Genomic DNA, 23086 nt, shown 5'->3' with positions numbered 1-23086 from the left:
ACCGAGCCATGACGACGAGGCGACACACATGACACATGTGTCCGCTCGCCGCGCACTGCCTCCCATCCGGACTTTCACCGTCGGTCCAGGAGTTTCACCTGGTCAACCGACCGCTGGAGGCGGCCGGGTCGCGGACTGTAACCGCCGGTTCGGAATTACACCGACCCCGGAGTGCGCTGCTTCTGGTACCAGACCAGTGTGCCACGCCTGGTCAGGGCCGCGCAGGGGAGATCCTGTGGGCTGGCTCACAGGCGCCCGGGCGGGCCCGCCCGCCCCGCCGCCCCCTCTTCCCCGCCCTCACCGCCCCCTTCCACTGCGCCTCCCACCCCCCTTCACACCACGACCCACCTGGCAGGAACCCCGAAGAGGATTGGTCCGTACCTATTGACGCACTGGTCTAGTCCTCTTAACGTCTGCGTCACTCCGAGGAGAGGCCCGCCCGGCGTGCGCACGCCGTGGGCCGCCGTCCCCGTTCGTTGTGCGACACCGAGCCTCCCCAGGAGGAACCGACGTGCCCACCCCCACCCGAGCGAGAGCCACGCTCCTGGCAGCCGGCGCAGCGGTCGCCGGACTACTCATGAGCACCCTCGCCGCGACCACCTCGCACGCCGCCGACAACGAGTCCTGCCGTCCTGACGGCCTCTACAAGACCCCCGGCGTCGACGTCCCCTACTGCTCCGTCTACGACGCCGACGGCCGCGAGAAGATGGGCGCCGACCACCAGCGCCGCGTGATCGGCTACTTCACCGGCTGGCGCACCGGCAAGAACGGCGAGCCCGCCTATCTGGCGTCCGACATCCCCTGGGACAAGGTCACTCACCTCAACTACGCCTTCGCGCACATCGGGAGCGACAACAAGATCTCCGTGGGCGGTGACGGCGAGAAGAACGCCGCCACCGGCATGACCTGGCCGGGCGTCGCGGGCGCGGAGATGGACCCCGCGTACTCCTACAAGGGTCATTTCAATCTGCTGAATAAGTTCAAGAAGAAGCACCCGAACGTCAAGACCATGGTCTCGGTGGGCGGTTGGGCCGAGACCGGCGGATACTTCGGCGACGACGGCAAGCGCGTGAATTCCGGCGGGTTCTACTCGATGGCCACCAACGCGGACGGTTCGGTGAACCAGGCGGGCATCGAGACCTTCGCGGACTCCACCGTCGCGTTCATCAAGAAGTACGGCTTCAACGGCGTCGACATCGACTACGAATACCCGACGACGATGAAGGACGCGGGCAATCCGCTGGACTGGCAGCTCGCCAACGGCCGCCGCGCGGGCCTGGTCAAGGGCTATGCCGTCCTGATGAAGACGCTGCGCGAGAAGCTGGACCGGGCCGGTGCCGCCGACGGCAAGCACTATCTCCTGACCGTGGCCGCGCCGTCGTCCGGCTATCTCCTGCGCGGCATGGAGACCTTCCAGGTCCAGAAGTACCTGGACTACGTCAACATCATGTCGTACGACCTCCATGGCGCCTGGAACGAATACGTCGGCCCGAACGCCTCCCTGTACGACGACGGGAAGGACGCCGAACTCGCGGCGGCCGGCGTGTACGGCAGCCAGCAGTACGGCGGCGTCGGGTATTTGAACACCGACTGGGCCTATCACTACTTCCGCGGTTCGATGCCCGCGGGCCGCATCAACATCGGCCTGCCGTACTACACCCGCGGCTTCAAGAACGTGCAGGGCGGCACGGACGGGCTGTGGGGCAAGGCGGCCTCGACCGACTGTCCGGCCGGGTCGGGGCTCACCAAGTGCGGTGACGGCGCCGTCGGCATCGACAACCTGTGGCACGACAAGGACGACAAGGGCAAGGAGTCGCCCGCGGGGTCGAACCCGATGTGGCACGCCAAGAACCTGGAGAAGGGTGTCGTCGGGGACTACGTCACCAAGTACGGCTTCCCCGCCGACACCAAGCTCAGCGGGACCTACGCGCGCAAGTACGACTCGACGCTCGTCGCGCCCTGGCTGTGGAACGCCGAGAAGAAGGTCTTCCTGTCCACCGAGGACGAGCAGTCGGTGCGGGCCAAGGCCGACTACGTGGTCGACAAGGGCATCGGCGGCACCATGGTCTGGGAGCTCGCCGGTGACTACAAGTACAACTCCGCCAAGGGGCAGTACGAGATCGGCGACACGCTCACCACGGCGATGTACGACAAGTTCAAGTCGGCGTCCCCGTACGGCGCGAAGGTCGCGGGCAAGGACCTGCCCGCCAAGGCCGTCGACATCGGCGTGGAGTTCGGCGACTTCAAGCTCGGCGACTCCAACTACCCGATCACGCCCAAGCTGAAGATCACCAACAACACGAAAACGACCCTCCCGGGCGGCACAGAGTTCCAGTTTGACTACTCGACCTCCGCACCCGCCAACGCGTCCGACCAGTCCGGCTTCGGCACGAAGGTGATCAGCACCGGCCACACCGGAAACAACGTCGGCGGACTCAAGGGCGACTTCCACCGCGTCTCGCTGAAGCTGCCCGCCTGGCAGACGCTGGCCCCCGGCGCGTCGGTGGACCTGTCGTTCAACTACTACCTGCCGGTGTCGACCCCGTCGAACTGGACGGTGAACATCGGCGGTACGACGTACGGGCTCGCCGGTGACCTGGCGCGCGGCACGACCGTGGTCGAGCCCGGCACCGGCCCCGGGCCCACCGACCCGCCCGACCCGACCGACCCGCCCGGCAAGTGCACCGCGCCCACGTGGAGCACGTCGTCCGAGTACGGCTCCGGGACGACCGTGTCCCACAAGTCGCACCACTGGAAGTCCAAGTGGTGGACGAAGGGCGAGGAGCCCGGGACCACCGGTGACTGGGGCGTGTGGCAGGACCTCGGCGCCTGCTGACCGTCGGACGGCGACCGCTCGGCTGCGGCCTGCGGTGCCCCGGCGGGCTCCCCCCACAAGCGCCCGGCGGCGGGTTGACGTGCCCTTGCCTCGCCGCCGGGCTCCCATCAGGTCCGGCCCGGTCCACCCCCAGCGGCCGGGCCGGTCGGCGTTCTGGCAGCCTGGAGGGGTGATGCCCGCGCCGCTCGCCGACGAGTTCGAGTCCCACCGGTCGCGTCTGTTCGGCCTCGCCTACCGCCTGCTGGGCTCGGCGCAGGAGGCCGAGGACGCCGTGCAGGACGCCTTCCTGCGCCTCAGCGGCGCGGACCGCGCCGCCATCGAACGCCTCGGCGCCTGGCTGGCCAAGGTCGTCACCAACCTCTGCCTCAACCGCCTCACCTCGGCGCGCGCCCGCCGCGAGACCTATGTGGGCGCCTGGCTGCCGGAGCCCGTCGTCACCTCGGGCGGCGCGCTCGGCCCGCTGGAGTCGGCCGAGCAGCGCGACTCGGTGTCGATGGCCTTCCTCGTGCTCCTGGAGCGGCTCACGCCGGTGGAGCGCGCGGTGTACGTGCTGCGGGAGGCGTTCTCGTACAGCCACCGGGAGATCGCCGGTGTCCTCGACGTGAGCGAGGCTTACTCGCGCCAGCTCCACCGCCGGGCCGCGCGGGCCGTCGCCGAGGACCGCGCGCGCTTCGAGTCGGCGCCCGCGCGGCACGAGGAGCTCGTGGGGTCGTTCATCGCGGCGGCCCGCGACGGCGACCTCGCGGGCCTGGAACGGCTGCTCTCGGAGGACGTCACCTGGTGGGGCGACGGCGGCGGCAAGGCCACCGCGGCCCGGCGGCCGATCGTCGGCCGCGACAAGGTGGCACGGTTCCTGATCGGCGGCATCGAGACCTTCGGCGCCGGGATGGAGTTCTCGTTCGCCGAGGTCAACGGCGCGCCCGCGCTGGTGTCGCGGGTGGACGGGGCGCTGACCGGGGTGGCGACGTTCGAGTTCGCGGGCGGGCGGGTCGCGGGGGTACGAGCCGTGGTCAATCCGGACAAGCTGGGGTACGTGGAGCGGCAGTTGTCGGCTGCTTGACAGGGCGGGCGGGGGCGCCGTCCGGGCGGGCGGGGGCACTGTCCGGCCCGGCGGGAGCGCCGTCTGCGGGTGGGGGCGGCGGCCCGACACGTCCCGCCGGACGACGGCATCCGAGGCACGCTCGGCCCGACCCGACGAGAACGGCTCCCCCCAACCCGACCCCGCCCCCTCACCCCCCAGGCGCGAACAACTCCTCCTGCGCCGCGTCCCTCGCCGTCAGCAGCGCCCCCCGCAGCACCGCCGCACCGCCCAGCACACTGGCCCTGACCTCCGTCCGGAGCGGCGACATGGCGGCCACCCGCTCCCCCACCCGCCCCGCGAGCACCTCGCCGCCCGCGCGCCCCAACTCGCCCCCGAGCACCACGCACCCGGGGTCGAGGACGGCCGTGACGGACGCCGCGCCGATGGCCACGCGGTCGGCGAGGGCGTCCAGGAACGGGGTATGGCAGGACTCGACGGCGTGCCGGACCAGTGCGGCGGCGGGGAGTTCGGACGGCTCGGGCGTCGCCTTCAGGCCGTGGTCGGCGGCCAGTTCCTCGACCGCCGCCGAACCGGCCAGCGAGTGGAAGCCGCCGTCGCAGGCCGTCGCGGACGGCAGCCCCGCGGTGCCGGGGACGGGCAGGAAGCCGATCTCGCCGGTACCGCCGGAGGCACCGCGACGCAGGGTGCCGTCGAGGACCACGGCCGCGCCGGTGCCCGCACCGAGCCAGAGCAGCACGAACGTGTCGCGGTCGTGGGCGGCGCCGTCGCGCTGCTCGGCGCGGGCGGCGAGGTTGGTCTCGTTCTCCACCAGGACACGCGCGGGCAGCCGTTCGGTGAGGGCCGCGACCAGGCGGCGGTGCCAGGTGGGCAGGCCCGCCGAGTCGCGCAGGTCGCCGGTGGCCGGGTCGATGAGGCCGGGCGCGCCGACACCCACCGTGTGCAGCCGGCCCGCGCCGCCCGCACGGGCCGTGCGCTCGACGAGGGCCACGGCCCGCTCGACGGCGTCGCCGGTCCCGGTGCCGCCGCCGATCGGCACGGTGGCCTCGGCGAGCTGCGCGCCGAGCAGGTCGGCCACGACCACGGACACACTCTCGGTGCGCACGTCCAGGGCGGCCAGGTGGGCCCGGTCGGCCACGATGCCGTACAAGCGGGCGTTCGGGCCCCGGCGGCGCTCCCCCGTCTCGCCCACGACCGTGATCAGACCGGAGCCCTGCAGACGCTCGACGAGGTCGGCGACGGAGGGCCGGGACAGGCCGGTGAGCTGCTTCAACTGTCCCGCCGTCAAGGGCCCCTCGTGCTGCAGCAGGCGCAGCGCGAGCCGGTCGTTGATGGCCCGAGCGGTGCTCGGTGATGCGGGCATGGCGGGATCCTTCCACAGCGCTCACGCCGGTCCGCCTCCACGAAGGAGAGACCACCCCCTCCGCCGAGGGCACCCTCCGCCGAGGAGAGGCGCCCTCCGCTGAGGCCGCCCTCCGCCGCGGAGAAGCCACCCTCCACGGAGGAGAGGCCGCTTTCCGGACGCGCGAGATATTCGGTTCCCTGACCCTCTTCTATCAGGCAGGGTTCCTGATAGTTTACTGCGGCGGTTCCGAACGGGAGCGTGGAGGGGTGGAGCGGATGAGTGCGGAGCAGGGCCACGGGGTCTATGACAAACGGCAGTTGAGCCGGGCACGGCTGGCCGTCGCCGTCATCTTCTGCGTGCACGGGGCGGTCGCCGGGTCGTTCGCCACCCGGGTGCCGTGGATCCAGGACCACGCGGACCTCAGCGCGGGCCTGCTCGGCCTGGCCCTCGCCTTCCCGGCGATCGGCGCCTCCGTGGCGATGCCGCTGGCGGGCTGGGTGAGCCACCGCTTCGGCGCCCGGACGGCGCTGCGCGGCCTGCTCGCCCTGTGGACGCTCGCGCTCACGCTGCCGTCGCTCGCGCCGAACCTCGTGACGCTCTGCGCGGCGCTGTTCGTGTACGGCGCGACGTCGGGCATGGCGGACGTCGCCATGAACGCGCTCGGCGTCGAGATCGAGCACCGCATGGACAAGTCCATCATGTCCGGCCTGCACGGCATGTGGAGCGCGGGCGCCCTGATCGGCTCGGCGGGCGGCACGATCGCGGCCCATCTGCACGTCGACGCCCGCGTGCACCACTTCCTCGCCGCCACCGTGCTCACCGTGCTCGGCCTGATCGCCTGTCAGGGCGTGCTCGACCTGCGCAGCGCGCCGGAGGAGGAGGCACCGCCGCGCTTCGCGCTGCCGCCGAAGTCGGCGCTGCTCATCGGCGCGGTCGGCTTCTGCGCGGTGTTCGCGGAGGGCGCGAGCCTGGACTGGTCGGCGGTGTACCTCAAGGACGTGCTCGACTCCTCCGCGGGCCTGGCCGCCGCGTGCACCACCGGCTTCACGCTCACGATGGCCGTCGCGCGGTTCGCGGGCGACAAAGTGGTCGACCGGTTCGGAGCGGTCCGCACGGTGCGCGCGGGCGGGGTGTGCGCCGCGCTCGGCGGACTGCTCGTGGTGACGGCGCAGCACGCGGCGATGGCCATGACCGGGTTCGCGCTCATGGGTCTCGGCATCGCGGTCGTCGTCCCACTGGCGTTCGCCGCGGCCGGGCGCAGCGGCCCCAACCCGAGCCAGGCCATCGCGGGCGTCGCCACCATCACGTACACCTCCAGCCTGGTCGCACCGTCGGCGATCGGCGCTCTCGCCGACGCGACCAGCCTGGTGGCCTCCTTCTGCCTGGTCACGGCACTGGCGTGCGGGCTCGTGGCGTTCGCGGGGGTGCTGCGGACGGCCGGACGCGCGTCGGTGCAGGCCGGTTCGGCGGAGTCGGCACCGGCGGACCGCAAGTCCTGACGGGCGCGCGGGCCCCGCGCCTCCTGGCGGGCCCGCGGGCCCCGCACACCCGGCGAGACCCGCGGCCCCCGGCACACTCGACAGCCAGCCCCCGGGCGGGAGTCGCGACCCCCGCCCGGGAACGCGGTCCGGGCCGCCCACCTCAGCCCGCGATCGAGTCCAGCTGATCGGCCGCCGGACGCAGCCCCCACAGATCCCCGCCCGGCGGCCGCTCCAGCTTCGGCACCGCGGCCTTCGCTGCGGCCGAGCCCGCGTCGGCGGCGGCGCGCACGACGTCGCTCGCCGCGTACCGCAGGAACTCCAGCTCGGGGTGCGGCCACTTCGCTGCGCCCGTCGCGGCGGGCAGGAGGTAGTCGACCGCCCTGAACAGGCTCTGGCCGTCGGGCCCGCGGTACTTCCACAGGTCCACGCCCACGTGCCGGCCGATGTCGGCGAGGCGGGTGTACGCCACCAGGTCGAAGGTCGAGTAGTGCCAGCTGCGGGTGCGGGTCAGCTCCTGCGGCTGGCTGCCGTCGGCGGCGATCTGGGGGTCGATGCGCTGGGCGCGCGCGTTCAGGACGGTCTTGCGGGCCAGCGCCTTGTCGCCGTTGGCGTACGCGAGGGCGGCGAGCTGCATGTCGTAGAAGGTGCCGTGGTTGTTCTTCGCGGCTGCCTCCTGCTTGCCGAACTCGCTGTCCGTCAGCCACTTCTGGAAGCTCTTGGTCCAGGACCGCATCTTCGTGCGGTCGGCCGTCGTCCAGCCCGGCGCGCCGGTGCCGAGTATCGCGAGGGCGTCGACGACGGAGGTGTACGACTGCGAGAAGTCGATGATGCCGATGGCACGGCCGTCGTACTTGCAGGGGATGAACTGCCCGTGGTTCAGGTGCGGGTTCATCCGCGTCGCCGGGTCGAGGAACCAGGTGCGCAGGATCTTCGCGGCGTGCTCGGCGTACTTCCTGTCGCCCGTGTAGTACCAGGCGAGGGACAGCTCGTAGGTCGAGTCGAAGACGCTCTCCACGTCGCGGCGGTCGGTGCCCGTGTCGACCTCGGGGTTGCGTTCGCCGTCGCGCTGCTCGTACGGGCAGCCCCAGGGGTTGTCGGGGGTCTTCGGCTTGGTCGGCCACCAGTAGGGGGCCTGGCTCAGGTAGTCGTGGGGGTCGCCGCTCGGCGCGGGCTTCGGCTTGTCGGTGACCGTCCAGGGGCCCTTGCCGAGCCACTTGTCCGCGCGGGTCGTCAACTGGCCGAGGGCCCGGCGGAGTTCGGGGTCGCCCCGGTCGAGCCGCCGCTTGGCGTCGGCCAGGCGCGTGCCGTCGAGGACGGCGGTGTCGGGGATCTCGGGCTTCGCGGCGGGCACGGCGGCCGGAGGCGGTCCCGAAGCCGGGGCCGGGGTCGCCGGAAGGGCCGTCACCAGTACGGCGGCGACGGCGGCCGTGGCGGTGAACAGGGCGCCTATGCGGGTACGGGCGCTCATCACTCTCCCATCAGATACGTGAACGCTGTTCAGTGACTTGGCCATGCCAACGTAGCGGAAGCGCGCCGGAAAGGAGCCACCCTTACGTCGCACTAACATGTCGACGCTGATCGTCGACATGACGACACGGCTCGTCCCTGCGACGACACGGCTCGTCCCCCGCGCACAGAAAGCGAACTCACCATGGATCTCGGCGTGCGCTGGAGACTGCACGGCGACGGGCGCACCCCCGCGCCCGGAGCCGTCGTCCGCCCCGATGAACGGCTCTCCTGGCCCCGGACCTTCGGGCTCGGCGCCCAGCACGTGGTGGCGATGTTCGGGGCGTCGTTCGTCGCGCCGGTCCTGATGGGCCTGGACCCGAACCTCGCGATCATGATGTCGGGCGTCGCGACGGTCATCTTCCTGCTCGCCACGCGCGGCCGGGTGCCCAGCTACCTCGGCTGCTCCCTGTCGTTCGTGGGCGTGGCCGCGGTGATCCGGGCGCAGGGCGGGTCGAGCGCGACGGTCACGGGCGCGGTGTTCGTGGTCGGCGCGGCGCTGTTCCTGGTGGGGCTCGCGGTGCAGAAGTTCGGCGCGCGGATCATCCACGCGGCGATGCCGCCGATCGTCACGGGCGCGGTGGTGATGCTGATCGGCTTCAACCTGGCGCCGGTGACGGCCTCCACCTACTGGCCGCAGGACCAGTGGACGGCGCTGTTCGTGATGCTGTTCACCGGGCTCGCCGTGGTGTGCCTGCGCGGGTTCTGGTCCCGCGTGGCGATCTTCCTGGGCCTGATCTTCGGGTACGCGCTCTCGTGGGTGCTCGACTCCGTCTTCGGCAAGATCCACTCGCAGAGCGGCTCCGGCCAGATCACCGACCACTGGCGCCTGGACCTGTCGGCGGTCGGGCACGCCGACTGGATCGGCCTGCCGTCCTTCCACGCGCCGAGCTTCGAGTGGTCGGCGATCCTCGTCGCCCTGCCCGTCGTGATCGCGCTGGTCGCGGAGAACGCCGGGCACGTCAAGGCCGTCGGCGAGATGACCGGCGACGACCTGGACGACAAGCTGGGCACCGCGATCTCCGCGGACGGCGCCGCGTCCATGCTCTCCACCGCCGTCGGCGGCCCGCCCAACACGACGTACTCCGAGAACATCGGCGTGATGGCCGCGACCCGCGTCTACTCCACCGCCGCGTACTGGGCGGCGGCCGCCTTCGCCCTGCTCTTCGGCCTGTGCCCCAAGTTCGGCGCGGTCGTCGCGGCGATCCCCGGCGGCGTGCTCGGCGGCATCACCGTCATCCTGTACGGCATGATCGGGCTGCTCGGCGCGCAGATCTGGATCAACGCCAAGGTGGATCTGCGCAATCCGCTGAACCTGGTCCCGGCCGCCGCGGGCATCATCATCGGCGTCGGCAACGTGTCGCTGAAGTTCACCGACAACTTCCAGCTCAGCGGCATCGCGCTCGGCACGGTCGTGGTCATCACCGGCTACCACGTGCTGCGGGCGTTCGCCCCCGCGCACCTCAAGACCCAGGAACCGCTGCTGGATTCGGGCACGTCGACGTACGACGACGGGGACGACACGCACAAGGACTCGGACGCGTTCCCTCGTTCTGGGTAAGCCCGCGCCCGGCGTGCCCGCGTGCCGCGCCGGGGCTGGGAACCTGCCCCCATGGCCCAGTCCGAGCGGATCGCCGAGCGCGCCCACCCCGTGCGCGAGGACAGCGGAAACGGCCGCCGCACCGGTGGCGGCCTCGACGGCGTGGTGGCGCGGATGCGCGCCCTCGACGCCTCCTGGCCGCGCCGCGACGGCGTCGCCGTCTTCAACCGCGTGTATCTGGCGGTCACTCAGGAGGTCAGCCGGAGCGTCGCGGCGGGCGGGTTCCCGGACGTCACGGCGGCGGTGACCCTCGACGTCCGCTTCGCCGAGCGCTATCTGCGGGCCGTGGACGCGGTGGCGGCCGACCGGCACCCGCCCGCGTGCTGGCGGCCCCTGTTCCAGCTCCGCCGCCATCCCGGCGTGCGCGGCCTGCAGTTCGCGCTCGCGGGCATCAACGCCCACATCGGCCACGACCTGGCCCTCGCCGTCGTGGACACCAGCCACGCCCTCGGCTGCGCGCCGACCGATCTGGAGGACGAGTTCGACCGCGTCGGCGACATCCTGGTCTCGCTGGAGGAACGCATCCGCGAGGACCTGATGCCGGGCCCCGACCTCTTCCAGGTCGCCGACCCGATCACCCACCTCCTGGGCTCCTGGAGCCTGGACCGCGCCCGCGACGGCGCGTGGTCGGCGGCGCGCGCCCTGTGGGCGCTGCGTGACTTCCCGGGCGTGGCGGAGGAGATGCGGGCCCGCCTGGACGACACGGTGGGGCTCGTCGGACGGATGCTGCTCACGCCTCTGCCGGACTGATCCCGAACCGGGCTAGCGTGACCGGGACCCGTCCCGGAGCCCTTCGGGACCCGTGCCGGACCCACAGGAGCTGTCGTGCCCTCTTGCCGACTCGGCCTAGGCCTCCCGCAGATGAAGCACTTCACCGTCGGCCGCGACGTCCCGCACGTGGCGCGCTTCGCCGAGGAGACCGGGTTCGACAGCCTCTGGGTCTTCGAACGCGTCCTGTTCCCCGATCCTCCGACCCAGGGCCTGTGGGGCATCCCGGGTCGGCCCTGGCCGGGGAACTACCGCTCGGTCGCCGACCCCCTGATCACGCTGACGCTCGCCGCCGCCGTCACCGAGCGGGTGCGCCTCGGCACCAGCGTCCTGGTCGCCCCGCTGCACGGACCGTTCCAACTGGCGCGCGCCCTGGCCTCGTTGGACGCCGCGAGCGGCGGCCGCGTGGTCGCGGGCCTCGGCACGGGCTGGTCCCTCGACGAGTACGCGGCGGCGGCGTCGGCGCCGTACGAGCAGCGCGGCAGGTTCCTCGACGAGACGCTCGACGTGTGCCGGGCGGTGTGGGGCCCGGACCCGGTGGCGTACGAGGGGACGTGGACGAAGATCGCCCCGTCCGAGGTGGGGCCGAAACCGGCCCGCCCGATCCCGGTCCTGCTGCCCGCCAACAGCCCGCGCGCCGCCCGCAGGCTCGTGGACCGCGCGGACGGCTGGATGCCGGGCGCGGCGGGGGCCGCGCGCCTGGCCGAGGAGTGGCGGCGGCTCACGGACCTGGCGGCCGAGCGCGGCCGCACGGCTCCGATCCAGAGCGTCCTGCGCGCCAACGCGCGCTACACCCCGAAGCCGTACGACGGCCCCACCCGCGCCCCCTTCCGGGGCAGCGCCGAGCAGATCGCCGAGGACCTGGTGGCGCACGCCGAGGTCGGCGTGGAGGAGATCCTCATCGACCTCCAGTCGGGCGTGCGGGACGCGCGGGAGCTGACGGACGTGGCCGCCGCGGTGCACGCGGCGGCCCGTGCGGCCGGTCTCTGAGGGCCCTCAGTCCTCCGGCAGTTCCACCGGCGCGATCTCGTCGTAGAGGTCGCCGGGACCGGGGTTGGTCGCGTCGGTGGCACCGCCGAACTGGTGCATGACGCCCCACACGGCGTTGAGCGCGGTCTGGACGGCGCCCTCGGCCCAGCCGGCCGTCCAGGAGATGTCGTCGCCCGCGAGGAAGATGCCGCGCTTGTCCGCGGGCAGGTGCTCCTGCATGAAGTGGGTGAACAGGCGCCGCTGGTAGCGGTAGTGGCCGGGCAGGTTGGCCTTGAAGGCGCCCATGAAGTAGGGCTCGTTCTCCCAGGACACGGTCACCGGGTTGCCGATGATGTGCTTCCTGATGTCGACCTTCGGGTAGATCTCGCCGAGCGACTTGAGCATGACCTCCATGCGCTCGTTCGCCGAGAGCGGCAGCCACTTCAGGCTGTCGTCACACCAGGTGTAGGAGAGGCAGATGACGGCGGGCTTGTCCGGCCCGTCGTCGAGCAGGTACGTGCCGCGCGTCATGCGGTCGGTGAGCGTCATCGACATGACGTCACGACCGGTGGTCTCGTCCTTGTCCAGCCAGAACGGCCGGTCCACGGGCACGAAGAGCTTGGAGGACTCCATGTAGTGGGTGCGCTCCATCGCCGTCCAGTGGTCGATGGGGAAGAGCGAGTCGTCGCACTCGATCTTCGAGAGCAGCAGCCAGGACTGCGCGGTGAAGATGGCCGCCTGGTAGGTGCGGATGTCGCCCGACGCGTCCGTGACGGTGACGCGGTTTCCGGCGGTGCGGTGCAGGCGCGTCACGGCGGGCTTCGGCTCGCCGCCCTCGTGCAGCGAGCTCAGCGACGTACCGGGCGCCCAGTGCACGATCTTCTGCGGCTCGCGGTCCCACAGGCGCAGCGGAAGCTGCTGGCTGCCGCCGACGATGCCGCGGTGGTGGTCGTCGGCCTCGGTGTAGACGACGCGCAGGATCTCCAGGATGGAGTTCGGGAAGTCGGTGTCCCAGCCGCCGGTGCCGAAGCCGACCTGACCGAAGATCTCGCGGTGCCGGAAGGACTTGAAGGCCTCGGACTCGCAGAGGAAGCCGTAGAAGGTCTGGTTGTCGAGCTTCTCGACGAGCTTCGCCCAGATCTCCCGGATGCGCGGCACGTCGCGCTCGCGCAGGGCGCGGTTCATGTCGGAGAAGTCGGCACCCTCCTCCAGACAGGCGTTCCAGGCGTGCATCACGTCGCGGTAGACCTGCGGCAGGTCGTCGACGGTGGTGGCGTAGTGCGACTCGCCCTTGAGGTCCACGACCGTGGAGGGGGTCGACTCGGCGAGGGGGTTGGGGAACGCCTTGGTCTCCAGGCCCACCAGGTCGATGTAGTGCTGGAGCGCCGTGGAGGACGGCGGGAACCGCATCGCGCCCATCTCGGCGGTGAGGTCGGCGTCGCAGCCCTCGAAGCCGACGGTGCGCAGCCGCCCGCCGATCTGGTCGGCCTCGTACACGACGGGCTTGAGGCCCATCTTCATCAGCTCGTACGCGGCCACGATGCCGGACAGGCCGCCGCCGATGACGGCGACTTCGGTGCCGTGCTCGGTCGCGGGTATCTGGCCGAGGCCCGCGGGGTGCGCGAGGAAGTCGTCGTACGCGTAGGGGAAGTCCGGCCCGAACATGGTGATGGGCGGCTGCGCGTCGGTGTGCTGGACAGCGGTGGGCACCGTTGACGTCATGGGGTACGGACTCCTTGCACGGTACGGAAAGGTGGTGCGGGCGAGGCGTCGCCCTCGGCGGCCGGTCGGGGCCGGTGCGGTCAGGCCTGGACGAGGGGTCCGTACAGGCCGGGGCGGCGGTCGCTCAGGTAGGGGTTGGCCTCGCGGGACGCGGCGAGGAAGGCGGGGTCGGCGTCGGCGAACACCAGCTCGTCGCCGCGTCCGGCGCGCGCCCGCGCGATCCCGTCGGGACCGGCGAGCGTGGACAGGCCGACGAACTCGAACTCGCCCTCGGGGCCGACGCGGTTGACGTACGCGACGTACATCTGGTTCTCGAAGGCGCGCACCGGCACGACGGACTCGGCGACGAACTGGAACGGGTGCATCTGCGCGGTCGGGACGAGCAGGAGGTCGGTGCCCGCGAGGGCGTGCGCGCGGACGTTCTCCGGGAACTCCACGTCGTAGCAGATCATCAGGCCGATGCGGAGGCCGTCGAGGTCGGCCTGGACGACGGCCCGGTCGCCGGGCGTGAAGTGGTCGCGCTCGAAGCAGCCGAAGAGGTGGGTCTTGCGGTAGTTCGCGAGCCGGGTGCCGTCCGCGCCGATGAGCTGGACGGCGTTGAAGACGTCGGCGTCGGCGCGCTCCGGGTAGCCGTAGGCGACGGAGAGGCCGTGGCGTACGGCGATGTCGGCCACCGCGTCCGCCGCGTCGCCGTCGGCGGGCTCGGCGAGGCGGGGCACGTCGTCGCCGATCGCGTACCCGGTCAGGAACATCTCCGGCGTCACGAGCAGCCGGGCACCGGCGGCGGCGGCCCGCTCCGCGGCCTCGTCGAGCACCTTGAGGTTGGCGGCGACGGAGCCGGGGCGACCCGAGCTCTGGAGCAGGGCTGTGCGCAGCGGCGACATGGCTGACCTCGAGGCGTGCGTAGGGAGACGGGCGGGCGTCAGGGGTTCGCAAAGACGGTACGTTCCGCGGCCGTGGCCGGGCAAGGTGCGACCGTTGCACCCCTCTGAGCGATTTGTTGCGCGTGGGACGGGGGCGGCGGCGATTCGTTGCGTGCCGGGCGGGCGAGGTGTCCGCCTGCGGGCGCATGCCCCGCCGCGGCTCCTCCCCCGTGCGGCGGAAGCGCAGTGCAGCCCACGGCCGGACGCGGCCGACCCCCCTGCCACGGGATCGTGATCTCACCCGGAAACGCCGGGCGAACGGCCTGACCGAACGGAGGGCTCCCCGTGAGCCGCATCGCCTTCACCCCCACCCGTGTCGCCGTCCTTGGCGCCGCGGTCCTGCTCACCGCGGGCGCGGCGGGCGTCGCCGTGGCGTCCGGCGAGGACGTGACGCACCCCGGCAAGCGGATCGGCACGCAGGACGCCGCCCACCCCGCCCCCGCCGCGAAGGACGCGGCCGCGGCCAAGGCGAAGCCGCGGGAGGCGGCCGCGCTCACCGGCTCGGCGAAGCTGTTCCGCAAGACCACGGAGGACATCACCTTCACGTTCGACGCGCATCTGGCCGCCCGGCACAACGCCGACCCGAGCAAGGCGACCGGCACGTTCAAGTTCGTGCACCTGGAGAAGCCAGGTGGCAAGGGCGGCTGGGCCACGGGCCGTATCGACTGCCTGCTGACCGGCGGGAAGGTGGCGTCGGCGACCGGCATCATCACGAAGACCAACATCAAGGAGATGAACGGCAGCCGCGTCGGCTTCAGCGTCCACGACCAGGGCAAGAAGGACCGGCTCGGCTACAGCTGGGCCGCGGTGGGCGGCCCCGACGGCACGAAGAAGCTGACGAAGTGCAACAGCGCCGCACCGTTCGAGCAGGTCAAGAAGGGTACGGGCGACTTCCACGTGCAGCCGTGGAAGCTTCCGTACCCCGACCCGCGGTGATCAGGGGCGCGGGCCGTCCGTACGGGGGTCGGGCGGTCCGTGCCTCGCTGTGTACCCCGGCCTCCCGCCCGGCCACGGACCGGGCGGGGGGTCGGCCTCGTTCAGCCCCGTGCCCCGTGCGGGGCCCTGGCTAGGCGGGCGAGCCCGAGGAGAAGCGGCGCATCAGGGGCGAGAGGACGAGCACCGACTTGGTGCGCTCCACGAACGGCTCCCCCGCGATCCGTTCGAGAACCCGCTCGAAGTGCCGCATGTCCGCCGCGAAAACCTGAACGATCGCGTCCGCCTCCCCGGTGACGGTGGAGGCGGACGCGATCTCCGGGTACCGCTCGAGCCCCCGTTGAATCGCCTCCGGCGAGGTGTTCCGGCGACAGTAGATCTCGATGAACCCCTCGGTCTCCCAGCCGAGCGCGGCCGGGTCCACCCGGACGGTGAAGCCGGTGATCGCTCCGGTGGCCCGCAGCCGGTCCACGCGCCGTTTGACGGCGGGCGCGGACAGTCCGACGAGCTGGCCGATGTCGGCGTAGGAACGGCGGGCGTCCTCGGCGAGGGCGTGCACGATGCGTTCGTCGAGATCGTTCAGTCGCACAGGGGGTCGTTCACTTCTCTGCGTGTCACTTCACCGCGGGGACCTCAGGGGTCTCGGCGGTCTCCAGACGGGAGCGGCGCATCCCGTACAGGAAGTAGAACACGAGGCCGACGGCCATCCAGACACCGAAGACGACCCAGGTGACCGAGTCGAGGTTGAACATGTTGTACGCGCAGAAGCCGAAGCCGAGCACCGGGAAGAGCCAGCCGAAGGGAACCCGGAACGTGCGGTTCATGTCGGGCCGGGTGCGGCGAAGCACGACCACGGCGATGTTGACCAGGCCGAAGGCGAAGAGCGTGCCGATGCTGGTGGCGTCGACGAGCTTGCCGAGCGGGATCACGGAGGCGAGCGCGCCGCAGAACAGCGACACGATGACGGTGTTCACGCGGGGCGTGCCGGTCTTGCCGCTGACCTTGGCGAACTTCTTGGGCACGAGGCCGTCGCGGGACATCGCGAAGAGCACGCGGGTCTGGCCGTAGAGGACGGTCAGGACGACGCTGGCGATGGAGATGACGGCGCCCGCGGCGAGCAGCGTGCCCCAGACGTTCTGGCCGGTCACGTCGTTCATGATCGCGGTGAGCGACGCCTCGGAGCCCTCGAAGTCCTTCCAGTTCCAGGCGCCGACGGCGACGGCGGCGACCAGGACGTACAGCGCGGTGACGATGATCAGCGAGAGCATGATCGCGCGCGGCAGGTCGCGCTGCGGGTTCTTGGCCTCCTCGCCGGCGGTGGAGGCGGCGTCGAAGCCGATGTAGGAGAAGAAAAGGCTCGCTCCGGCGGCGCTGACCCCGGCGACGCCGAGCGGCATGAAGTCGGCGTAGTTGCCGGACTTGAAGCCGGTGAAGCCGACGGCGCAGAACAGCACGAGGGCCGCGATCTTCACGATGACCATGATCGTGTTGGCGCGCGCGGACTCCTTGGCGCCGCCCAGCAGGAAGACCATGGCGAGCAGCACCACGATCAGGCCGGGCAGGTTGATGATGGCCCCGTCGACCTCACCGGGAGCCGCGGACAGCGCGTCCGGGATGGTGACGCCGATGGTGCCGTCGAGCAGCTCGTTCAGGTACTCGCCCCAGCCGACGGCGACGGCCGCGACCGACACGCCGTACTCCAGGACCAGGCACCAGCCGCACACCCAGGCGACGAGTTCGCCCATGGTTGCGTATGCGTAGGAGTACGAGGATCCGGCGACCGGGATGGTGCCGGCCAGCTCGGCGTAGGAGAGCGCCGAGAAGAGGGCGGTGAGGCCGGCGATCACGAAGGACACGGTCACGGCGGGACCGGCCTTGGGGACGCTCTCGCCCAGCACCACGAAGATGCCGGTGCCGAGGGTCGCACCGATGCTGATCATCGTCAGCTGCCACATGCCGAGGGTGCGCCGCAGCGAGCCACCCTCGCCCTGGCCGCCCTCCGCGACCAGGCGTTCCACCGGCTTGCGCCGCATCAGTCGAGTGCCGAGACCCACCGGGCCCTGGGGGCTTCGGGTCTGCGGGGGTGCGCCCTGGTCGAGCACGCGCTGGCTCCTTCATCGCTGCCGGTAGAGGTGGCAGGGAGCCGCGGCAGTCCACACGCAAAAACGGGAACCACCGAGCAGGCAGTCCCCGCCACGCCACGTACAGCGCCCGACTCTACGAGGCGCTGGTTCCCAACCGTAATGCAGCAACGTTGCGCATCGGCACAAGATCGTTGCGTGCGACGGGGATGAGCGTGTGTTTGTTGCGCCGTCCGTTTCGTCCGTTGCGTGCGGCGTGGTGCGGAGTGACCCGCACCACGCCGCCTACGCCGGGTCAGCTCTCCCTGCCGAAGCCCCCTTCCGCGTCGCTGTCGAGCGCGCGGACGACCGCTCGGCAGATCTCGTCGGCGGGTGCGGGCAGGTACATGTCCTGGTGCGTGCTGTCGATGTCGTACTCCCGTAGGGCACCGGTGATGTGACTGCGCCACAGGTCCGCGTACGAGCCGTCTCCTTCGGCCGTCGCGTTGAAGAACAGCGCGTCGCCGCGGTACGTCGGTGACGTGAAGCCGTCCATCATGCTGGTGTGGCCGACGATGACGGAGACCGCGTTGTCCACGAACGCCTCGTGGTCACCGGCGTTGCCGGCGCTGATCAGGTGCTCGCCGAAGTAGGCGCGGATGTCGGTGGCGTGGGGCGGCTCGTAGCGTTCGAAGAAGGTGCTGGGAACGCTGTCGAGGAGGCCGAGGAGCCCCACCTCGTGCCCTCGCCGCTGGAACTCGGCGGCCATGGCGTGCGCGAGGGTGCCGCCGATGGAGAGCCCGAGGAGATGGAAGGGGCCCTCGGGCTGTACCGCGAGGATCTCCTCGACGTAGTCGGCGACCATGGCGTCGATCGACTCGGGCGGCTGTGTCACCCCGTCGAAGCCCTTCGCCTGGATGCCGTAGACGGGTCGGTCCGCGGGCAGCCGTCCGGCGAATCCGAGGTAGATCCAGCAGAGCCCGCTGCCGGGGTGGATCCACCACAGCGGCTCCTTGTCCCCGCTCGTCTTGATCGGCAGTACGGCCGCGAACGGGTCACCGGACTCGGCGGCACCGCTGTCCGCCGCCAGCTCGACGGCCAGTTCGGCGACGGTCGGCGACTGGAACACCCGCCGGATCGAGGTCTCGACGCCGAGCACCGTGCGGATGCGGCTGACCAGTTGGGTGGCGAGGAGCGAGTGTCCGCCGAGGCCGAAGAAGTCGTCGTCGGCTCCGACCCGGTCCAGGCCGAGCACCTCGGCGAACAGGCCGCACAGGAGCTCCTCGCGCGAGTTCCGCGGGGCCCGTCCGGTCAGCTGCCCGGTGTGGTCCGGCGCCGGGAGGGCGCGCCGGTCCAGTTTGCTGTTGGGTGTCAGGGGCACCTCGTCGATGGTCACCACCGCGGACGGCACCATGTGTTCCGGCAGCCGTTCGCGCAGATGCTCGCGCAGCCCGGCGGCGAGGGTCCGGGGCGTCCGGCCGTCCGGAACGTCACTGGGGTTCCCCGGGTGCGCGCCGACGGATTCCTCGGCTCCGTCCTCGGTCGGCACCACGTACGCCACCAGGCGCCGGGCGCTCGGCGGACCGTCGGTGACCACCACGGCCTGCGCGACGCCGGGGTGCGTCAGGAGCGCCGCCTCGACCTCACCGAGTTCGATCCGGAATCCGCGGATCTTGACTTGGTGGTCCGCACGCCCCTGGAACACCAGGTCGCCGTCCGGCGTCCACACCACCACGTCCCCGGTCCGGTACATCCGTTCGCCGGGGCCGCCGAAGGGGCAGGCCACGAATCGGTCGGCCGTCACGTCCGGACGGCCGACGTAGCCGCGCGCGAGGCCGGGACCGGCCACATACAGCTCTCCGGGCACCCCCACCTGCACCGGCCGCAGCGCCGTGTCCAGGACGTACGCCCGGGAGTTCGTGGTCGGCCGCCCGATCGGGGCGACCTTGCCGTCGGCTGTCAACGGCGTGCTCATGGTGACGCACACGGTGGTTTCCGTCAGCCCGTAGAGGGTCACCATCCGCCGCCCGCTCGACCATTCGGCCACGGTTTCGGGCGGGATCGTCTCGCCGCCGGTGGCCAGGGACGTCACGGTGGACAGCGAGCCGGGCGGGAGTGCCGCGAGCACGTGCGGCGGGATCATCGCGTGGGTCACCCGCCGCTCGTCGATCGTCTTGGCCAGGGGGATCCCGGGGGCCAGGCGTTCGACGTCGGTGAGGACCACGGCGGCGCCCGAGAGCAGGGACATGCACAGTTCGCAGACCGACACGTCGAAGCTCGGCGAGGCGAGCTGCAGCACCCGGCTGTCCGGGGTGATCGCGAGGCCGTCGACGTGCGCGTCGACCATGCTGGCCACCCCGGAGTGGGTGACCGCGACTCCCTTGGGCCGTCCCGTCGAACCCGAGGTGTAGATGACGTACGCGGTTCCCGCGACCGACAGCGGCCGGCCTCGCTCCGCGTCCTTGAGCGCCGTACCGTCGGAGCCGGTCAGGGCCTCGGCGACCTGGGGATCGTCCAGGCGGAACACGGGGACGTTCGGCTCGGGAAGGCCCTCGGCCGTCGTCGCGTCCGCGAGGACCAGGCAGGCCCCGGAGTCCGTGAGCATGTACGTGATCCGCTCGTCCGGGTAGCCCGGGTCGACGGGCAGATGCGCGCCGCCCGCCTTGAGCACGGCCAGCCATGCCACCACCATCGCCGCCGAGCGCGGCAGCGCCGCCGCCACCACGGACTCCGGTCCCACTCCGCGCCGCAACAGCTCGCGCGCCAGCCGGTTCGACCGGACGTCGAGCTCCCGGTAGGTCAGCGTCTCGTCGTCGTCGACGACCGCGACGGCATCCGGACCCGTCGACACCCGTTGTGCGAAGAGCTCCGGAATGGTGGCTTCGGCCAGCGGTGCCGCCGTGTCGTTGAACTCGCCGATGAGCCGCTCGCGTTCGCCCGGTGTGAGCACCTCGATCGTCCCGACGACCACGTCCGGGTCGGCCGCGAGGCTGCGCAGGATGTGCGCGAGCCGGTCGGCGATGGTCTCCACGGCGGCGTGGTCGAAGGTGTGGCGCTGGTACTGCATGGCCACGCGCAGCCGGGGTTCGGAGCTGCCGATCACGCCGAGCGGGTAGTGGGTGCCGCTGAGCGAGGTGATGCCGGTGAACGCGATCCCGGCGGTCGTGTTCGCCTCGGTGAGGCCCACCCGGTCGATCGGATAGGACTGGAATCCGACCATGGTGTCGAAGAGGGTGCTCAGGCCGGTGTCCTGCTGGATCCGCGCGAGGCCGTGGTGGTGGTGGTCGAGCAGGACGGCCTGGCGGTCCCGGAGCCGCGTCAGGATCTGGGCGAAGGTGTCCTGGGGGGAGCAGGTCACGCGGACGGGAAGGGTGTTGATGAACAGGCCGACCATGGTGTCGATGTCCGGGACGGCGGGCGGGCGGCCGGACACCGTGGTGCCGAACACCACGTCCCGGCGCCCGGTGAGCCGACCGAGCAGCACGGCCCAGGCCGCCTGCACGACGGTGCTCAGGGTGACGCCCAACTCGGCGGCCTGCCGCTCCAGTTCGCGGGACGTCTCCACGGACAGCGGCACTTCGAGCTGTCCGAGCCCCTCGGCGCCCTCGCTCTCCTCTCCGTCCGCCTGCTCGGCCGTGGTGTCCGGGCACAGCAGGGTGGGTTCGTCGAGCCCGTCGAGTTCCTCGGCCCAGGCGCGGGCGGCCGCGTCGTGGTCCTGCTGGGCCAGCCAGGTCAGGAAGTCCCGGTAGCCGCGCGTACGCGGCAGCACCGAAGCGTCACCGTCGGAGCCGTACAGCCGCAGCAGATCCTGCATCAGCAGCGGCAGCGACCAGCCGTCCAGGAGGACGTGGTGGGCGGTGAAGACCAGTTCGGCCCGGTCCGGGCCCATGGTCACCAGCGTCATCCGCACCAACGGCGGCTTTTCCAGGTCGAAGTGGAGGCGGTCGTCCTCGGCGAGGATCCGCTCGTACGCCGCCTCCCGCTCCTCCTCCGACAGGTCGCTCAGGTCGGTGTGGTGCCAGGGCAGTTGGACGTCGTCTACGACGAGCTGCACGTGTTCACCGGCGGTGTCGCTGACGAACGCGGTCCGCAGATTGGCGTAGCGGTCCAGGACGGATTGCCCCGCCACGCGCATCCGCTCGGGTTCCACCGGTCCGGAGAGGTGGAACACCAACTGCATGTGGTACGCGTCGTACGCAGCGTCCGCGAACAGGGCGTGGAAGAGCAGCCCGGACTGCAGTGCGGTCAGCGGCCACACGTCGGCCAGGCCGGGGTACTTCTTCTCCCAGACCTCCAGCTTGCGCTGGTCCACCGACACCAGCGGCACATCCGACGGCGTCAGACCACCGGCGCCGGGCCGCGCCACGTGCCGGGTGAGGCCTTCCAGCGCCGCGCACCAGAGATCGGCCAGCTCCTGCACGTCCTCGCGGGAGAGCACGCCGGTGGGGAAGCCCAGGCGGGCGTTCAGGCACGGGCCCTGCTCGGTGTCACTGACGTGGGCATTGATCTCCAGCGTTGACATCAGCGGCATGTCCGCGTCCGGCGCGGCGACCAGGTCGTCGACGCCGGGGGCCTCGCTCCAGCCGAGGCCGCGCAGGTTCTCCGGCATGTCGGCGGCGGAGAACCGACCCAGGTAGTTGAAGGCGATCTGCCCGGCCGAGTGCCCCTGTAGAACAGCGGCCGTTTCCGGATTGAGGTAGCGCAGCAGGCCGTAGCCGACGCCCTTGTCGGGGATGGCGAGGAGCTGCTCCTTGACCGCCTTCACCACCTTCCCTGCCGCGGGTCCACCGGCGAACGCCTCATCGAGAGCGGCACCGTTGGTGTCGAGGCGGACGGGGAACATGCTGGTGAACCAGCCCACCGTGCGGGACAGATCCGCACCCGGCACGACACCTTCCTCACGCCCGTGCCCTTCGAGCCGGATCAGCGCCGAGGACTCCGAGATGCCGCGCTTCTGCCGCCACTTGGCCACCGCGAGGGCGAGCCCGGCCAGCAGACCGTCGTTCACCTGGCCACGGAACGCCGTCGGCACCGACGTCAGCAACGCCTCCGTCACCCGCGCCGGAAGGCGCACGGACAGGTACTCCGCTGTGGATGCCACGTCCACGGCGGGGTCGAGGGGGCGCGAGCCGATGACGGGATCCGCTGTCTCCAGGATGCCTCGCCACAGGGGGAGTTCGGCGATCCGGTCCTCGCTGACGGCCTCATCCTGAAGGGCGTGCGTCCAGCGCCGCACCGACGTACCCACGTCAGTCAGCACCGGGTCCTCGCCGGAGCGCACCTGCTCCCAGGCTGCGGCGAAATCGGGCAGCAGGATCCGCCACGACACCCCGTCCACCACCAGGTGATGCAACACCACCAGCAGCCGACCAGGAACGTCCGCACCCGGATCGAACCACACGAACCGGCCCATCACCCCACCCTCGGGATCCAACCGCCCGGTGGCCTCATCCAGCTCCGCCTCCGCCAGCTCCCGCCAGCCCGGCGCACCCCACTCACCATCACATGCCACCCGATGGACCAGGCCCGCCACGTCCACCGAACCCCGCTCTGCAACCTCCAGACTCCACTCATCACCAGCCACCAGCCGCGAGCGAAGAATGTCATGCCGGTCGAACACCGCACCCAACGTCACCGCCAGGCCCACCGCATCGATCCCCACCGGCAAATCCAGCACCGCCGACATCGAGAACCGACCGAACCCGCCACCCAACTCCCGCAGATACCGGCTCACCGGCAACACCGGCAGCCGACCCACACCACCCCCCTCGAACTCCTCCAACACCACACCCGCATCCGAGCCGTCCGCCACCGCCACCTGCGCCAGCTCGGCCACCGTCCGGCACTCGAAGATCTGCCGCGGCGTCACCTCCACACCCAGCACCCGCGCCCGCGACACCACCT

At 71.5% G+C, this 23086-nt stretch carries 14 protein-coding genes and 1 riboswitch; of the genes, 7 read left to right on the top strand and 7 right to left on the bottom strand.

All coding sequences use genetic code 11. The annotated features are described in order from the left end of the window. Window positions 1–48 precede the first annotated feature (48 nt). Window positions 49–179, bottom strand: a riboswitch (FMN riboswitch). Window positions 180–511: 332 nt separating this feature from the next. Continuing rightward, window positions 512–2836 carry a chitinase C-terminal domain-containing protein gene (locus IE274_RS34920; protein ID WP_190119959.1) on the top strand — a complete coding sequence of 775 codons (2325 nt, stop codon included), beginning with the start codon at window positions 512–514 and terminating at the stop codon, window positions 2834–2836. 172 nt (window positions 2837–3008) lie between these two features. After that, the gene (locus IE274_RS34915; RefSeq protein WP_190119958.1) at window positions 3009–3896 is read left to right on the top strand and encodes an RNA polymerase sigma-70 factor; all 888 of its coding nucleotides are present in this window, start codon (window positions 3009–3011) and stop codon (window positions 3894–3896) included. Window positions 3897–4065: 169 nt separating this feature from the next. Here the strand turns inward: IE274_RS34915 and IE274_RS34910 are convergent, their stop codons facing one another. Next, window positions 4066–5238, bottom strand: coding sequence for an ROK family transcriptional regulator (locus IE274_RS34910; protein ID WP_190119957.1), 1173 nt, complete (start codon window positions 5236–5238; stop codon window positions 4066–4068). A 257-nt stretch (window positions 5239–5495) separates the two neighbouring features. On the opposite strand from IE274_RS34910, the gene IE274_RS34905 reads away from it, so the two are divergent. Further along, window positions 5496–6719 carry an MFS transporter gene (locus tag IE274_RS34905; protein WP_190119956.1) on the top strand — a complete coding sequence of 408 codons (1224 nt, stop codon included), beginning with the start codon at window positions 5496–5498 and terminating at the stop codon, window positions 6717–6719. Window positions 6720–6861: 142 nt separating this feature from the next. Here IE274_RS34905 and IE274_RS34900 read toward each other — a convergent pair whose 3' ends face one another. Then, a complete protein-coding gene (locus IE274_RS34900) occupies window positions 6862–8169 on the bottom strand; it encodes an alginate lyase family protein (protein ID WP_190119955.1) in 1308 nt (435 codons plus the stop codon). A gap of 183 nt (window positions 8170–8352) precedes the next feature. Between IE274_RS34900 and IE274_RS34895 the strand changes: the two genes are divergently transcribed. The 3 genes from IE274_RS34895 to IE274_RS34885 all read left to right on the top strand — a co-directional run bounded on the left by IE274_RS34895 (window position 8353) and on the right by IE274_RS34885 (window position 11565). Further along, window positions 8353–9768, top strand: coding sequence for a uracil-xanthine permease family protein (locus tag IE274_RS34895; RefSeq protein ID WP_190119954.1), 1416 nt, complete (start codon window positions 8353–8355; stop codon window positions 9766–9768). 51 nt (window positions 9769–9819) lie between these two features. Next, window positions 9820–10557 (top strand): DUF5995 family protein, encoded by a 738-nt coding sequence (locus IE274_RS34890; protein WP_268255603.1) that lies wholly within the window; start codon window positions 9820–9822, stop codon window positions 10555–10557. Window positions 10558–10668: 111 nt separating this feature from the next. Beyond that, window positions 10669–11565: an LLM class F420-dependent oxidoreductase gene (locus IE274_RS34885; protein ID WP_190119953.1), complete on the top strand. Its 897-nt coding sequence runs from the start codon at window positions 10669–10671 to the stop codon at window positions 11563–11565. A 6-nt stretch (window positions 11566–11571) separates the two neighbouring features. Here IE274_RS34885 and IE274_RS34880 read toward each other — a convergent pair whose 3' ends face one another. Continuing rightward, window positions 11572–13266 (bottom strand): flavin monoamine oxidase family protein, encoded by a 1695-nt coding sequence (locus IE274_RS34880; RefSeq protein ID WP_190119952.1) that lies wholly within the window; start codon window positions 13264–13266, stop codon window positions 11572–11574. 80 nt (window positions 13267–13346) lie between these two features. Beyond that, complete coding sequence (locus tag IE274_RS34875) at window positions 13347–14141, bottom strand: carbon-nitrogen hydrolase family protein (protein ID WP_190120018.1); 795 nt, start codon at window positions 14139–14141, stop codon at window positions 13347–13349. A gap of 333 nt (window positions 14142–14474) precedes the next feature. Between IE274_RS34875 and IE274_RS34870 the strand changes: the two genes are divergently transcribed. Beyond that, window positions 14475–15125, top strand: a complete 651-nt coding sequence (locus tag IE274_RS34870) for a Repetin (protein WP_190119951.1) — start codon at window positions 14475–14477, stop codon at window positions 15123–15125. Between the two features lie 130 nt (window positions 15126–15255). Here IE274_RS34870 and IE274_RS34865 read toward each other — a convergent pair whose 3' ends face one another. The 3 genes from IE274_RS34865 to IE274_RS34855 form a co-directional block, all read right to left on the bottom strand. Next, a complete protein-coding gene (locus tag IE274_RS34865) occupies window positions 15256–15711 on the bottom strand; it encodes an Lrp/AsnC family transcriptional regulator (RefSeq protein WP_030360443.1) in 456 nt (151 codons plus the stop codon). A 25-nt stretch (window positions 15712–15736) separates the two neighbouring features. Continuing rightward, a complete protein-coding gene (locus IE274_RS34860; protein WP_190119950.1) occupies window positions 15737–17224 on the bottom strand; it encodes an amino acid permease in 1488 nt (495 codons plus the stop codon). Window positions 17225–17498: 274 nt separating this feature from the next. Continuing rightward, window positions 17499–23057, bottom strand: a complete 5559-nt coding sequence (locus IE274_RS34855; RefSeq protein ID WP_229910005.1) for a non-ribosomal peptide synthetase — start codon at window positions 23055–23057, stop codon at window positions 17499–17501. Window positions 23058–23086 lie beyond the last annotated feature (29 nt).

Source organism: Streptomyces flavofungini (assembly GCF_014650815.1).
GTDB lineage: Bacteria > Actinomycetota > Actinomycetes > Streptomycetales > Streptomycetaceae > Streptomyces > Streptomyces flavofungini.
Note: the sequence above shows the minus strand (reverse complement) of the source record. Positions and strands in the feature narration are given on the sequence as shown.

Coding starts and splice junctions, on each gene's coding strand:
- IE274_RS34915 (WP_190119958.1), top strand. CDS start 3,009: ATGCCCGCGCCGCTCGCCGACGAGTTCGAGTCCCACCGGTCGCGTCTG.
- IE274_RS34910 (WP_190119957.1), bottom strand. CDS start 5,238: ATGCCCGCATCACCGAGCACCGCTCGGGCCATCAACGACCGGCTCGCG.
- IE274_RS34905 (WP_190119956.1), top strand. CDS start 5,496: ATGAGTGCGGAGCAGGGCCACGGGGTCTATGACAAACGGCAGTTGAGC.
- IE274_RS34900 (WP_190119955.1), bottom strand. CDS start 8,169: ATGAGCGCCCGTACCCGCATAGGCGCCCTGTTCACCGCCACGGCCGCC.
- IE274_RS34895 (WP_190119954.1), top strand. CDS start 8,353: ATGGATCTCGGCGTGCGCTGGAGACTGCACGGCGACGGGCGCACCCCC.
- IE274_RS34890 (WP_268255603.1), top strand. CDS start 9,820: ATGGCCCAGTCCGAGCGGATCGCCGAGCGCGCCCACCCCGTGCGCGAG.
- IE274_RS34885 (WP_190119953.1), top strand. CDS start 10,669: ATGAAGCACTTCACCGTCGGCCGCGACGTCCCGCACGTGGCGCGCTTC.
- IE274_RS34880 (WP_190119952.1), bottom strand. CDS start 13,266: ATGACGTCAACGGTGCCCACCGCTGTCCAGCACACCGACGCGCAGCCG.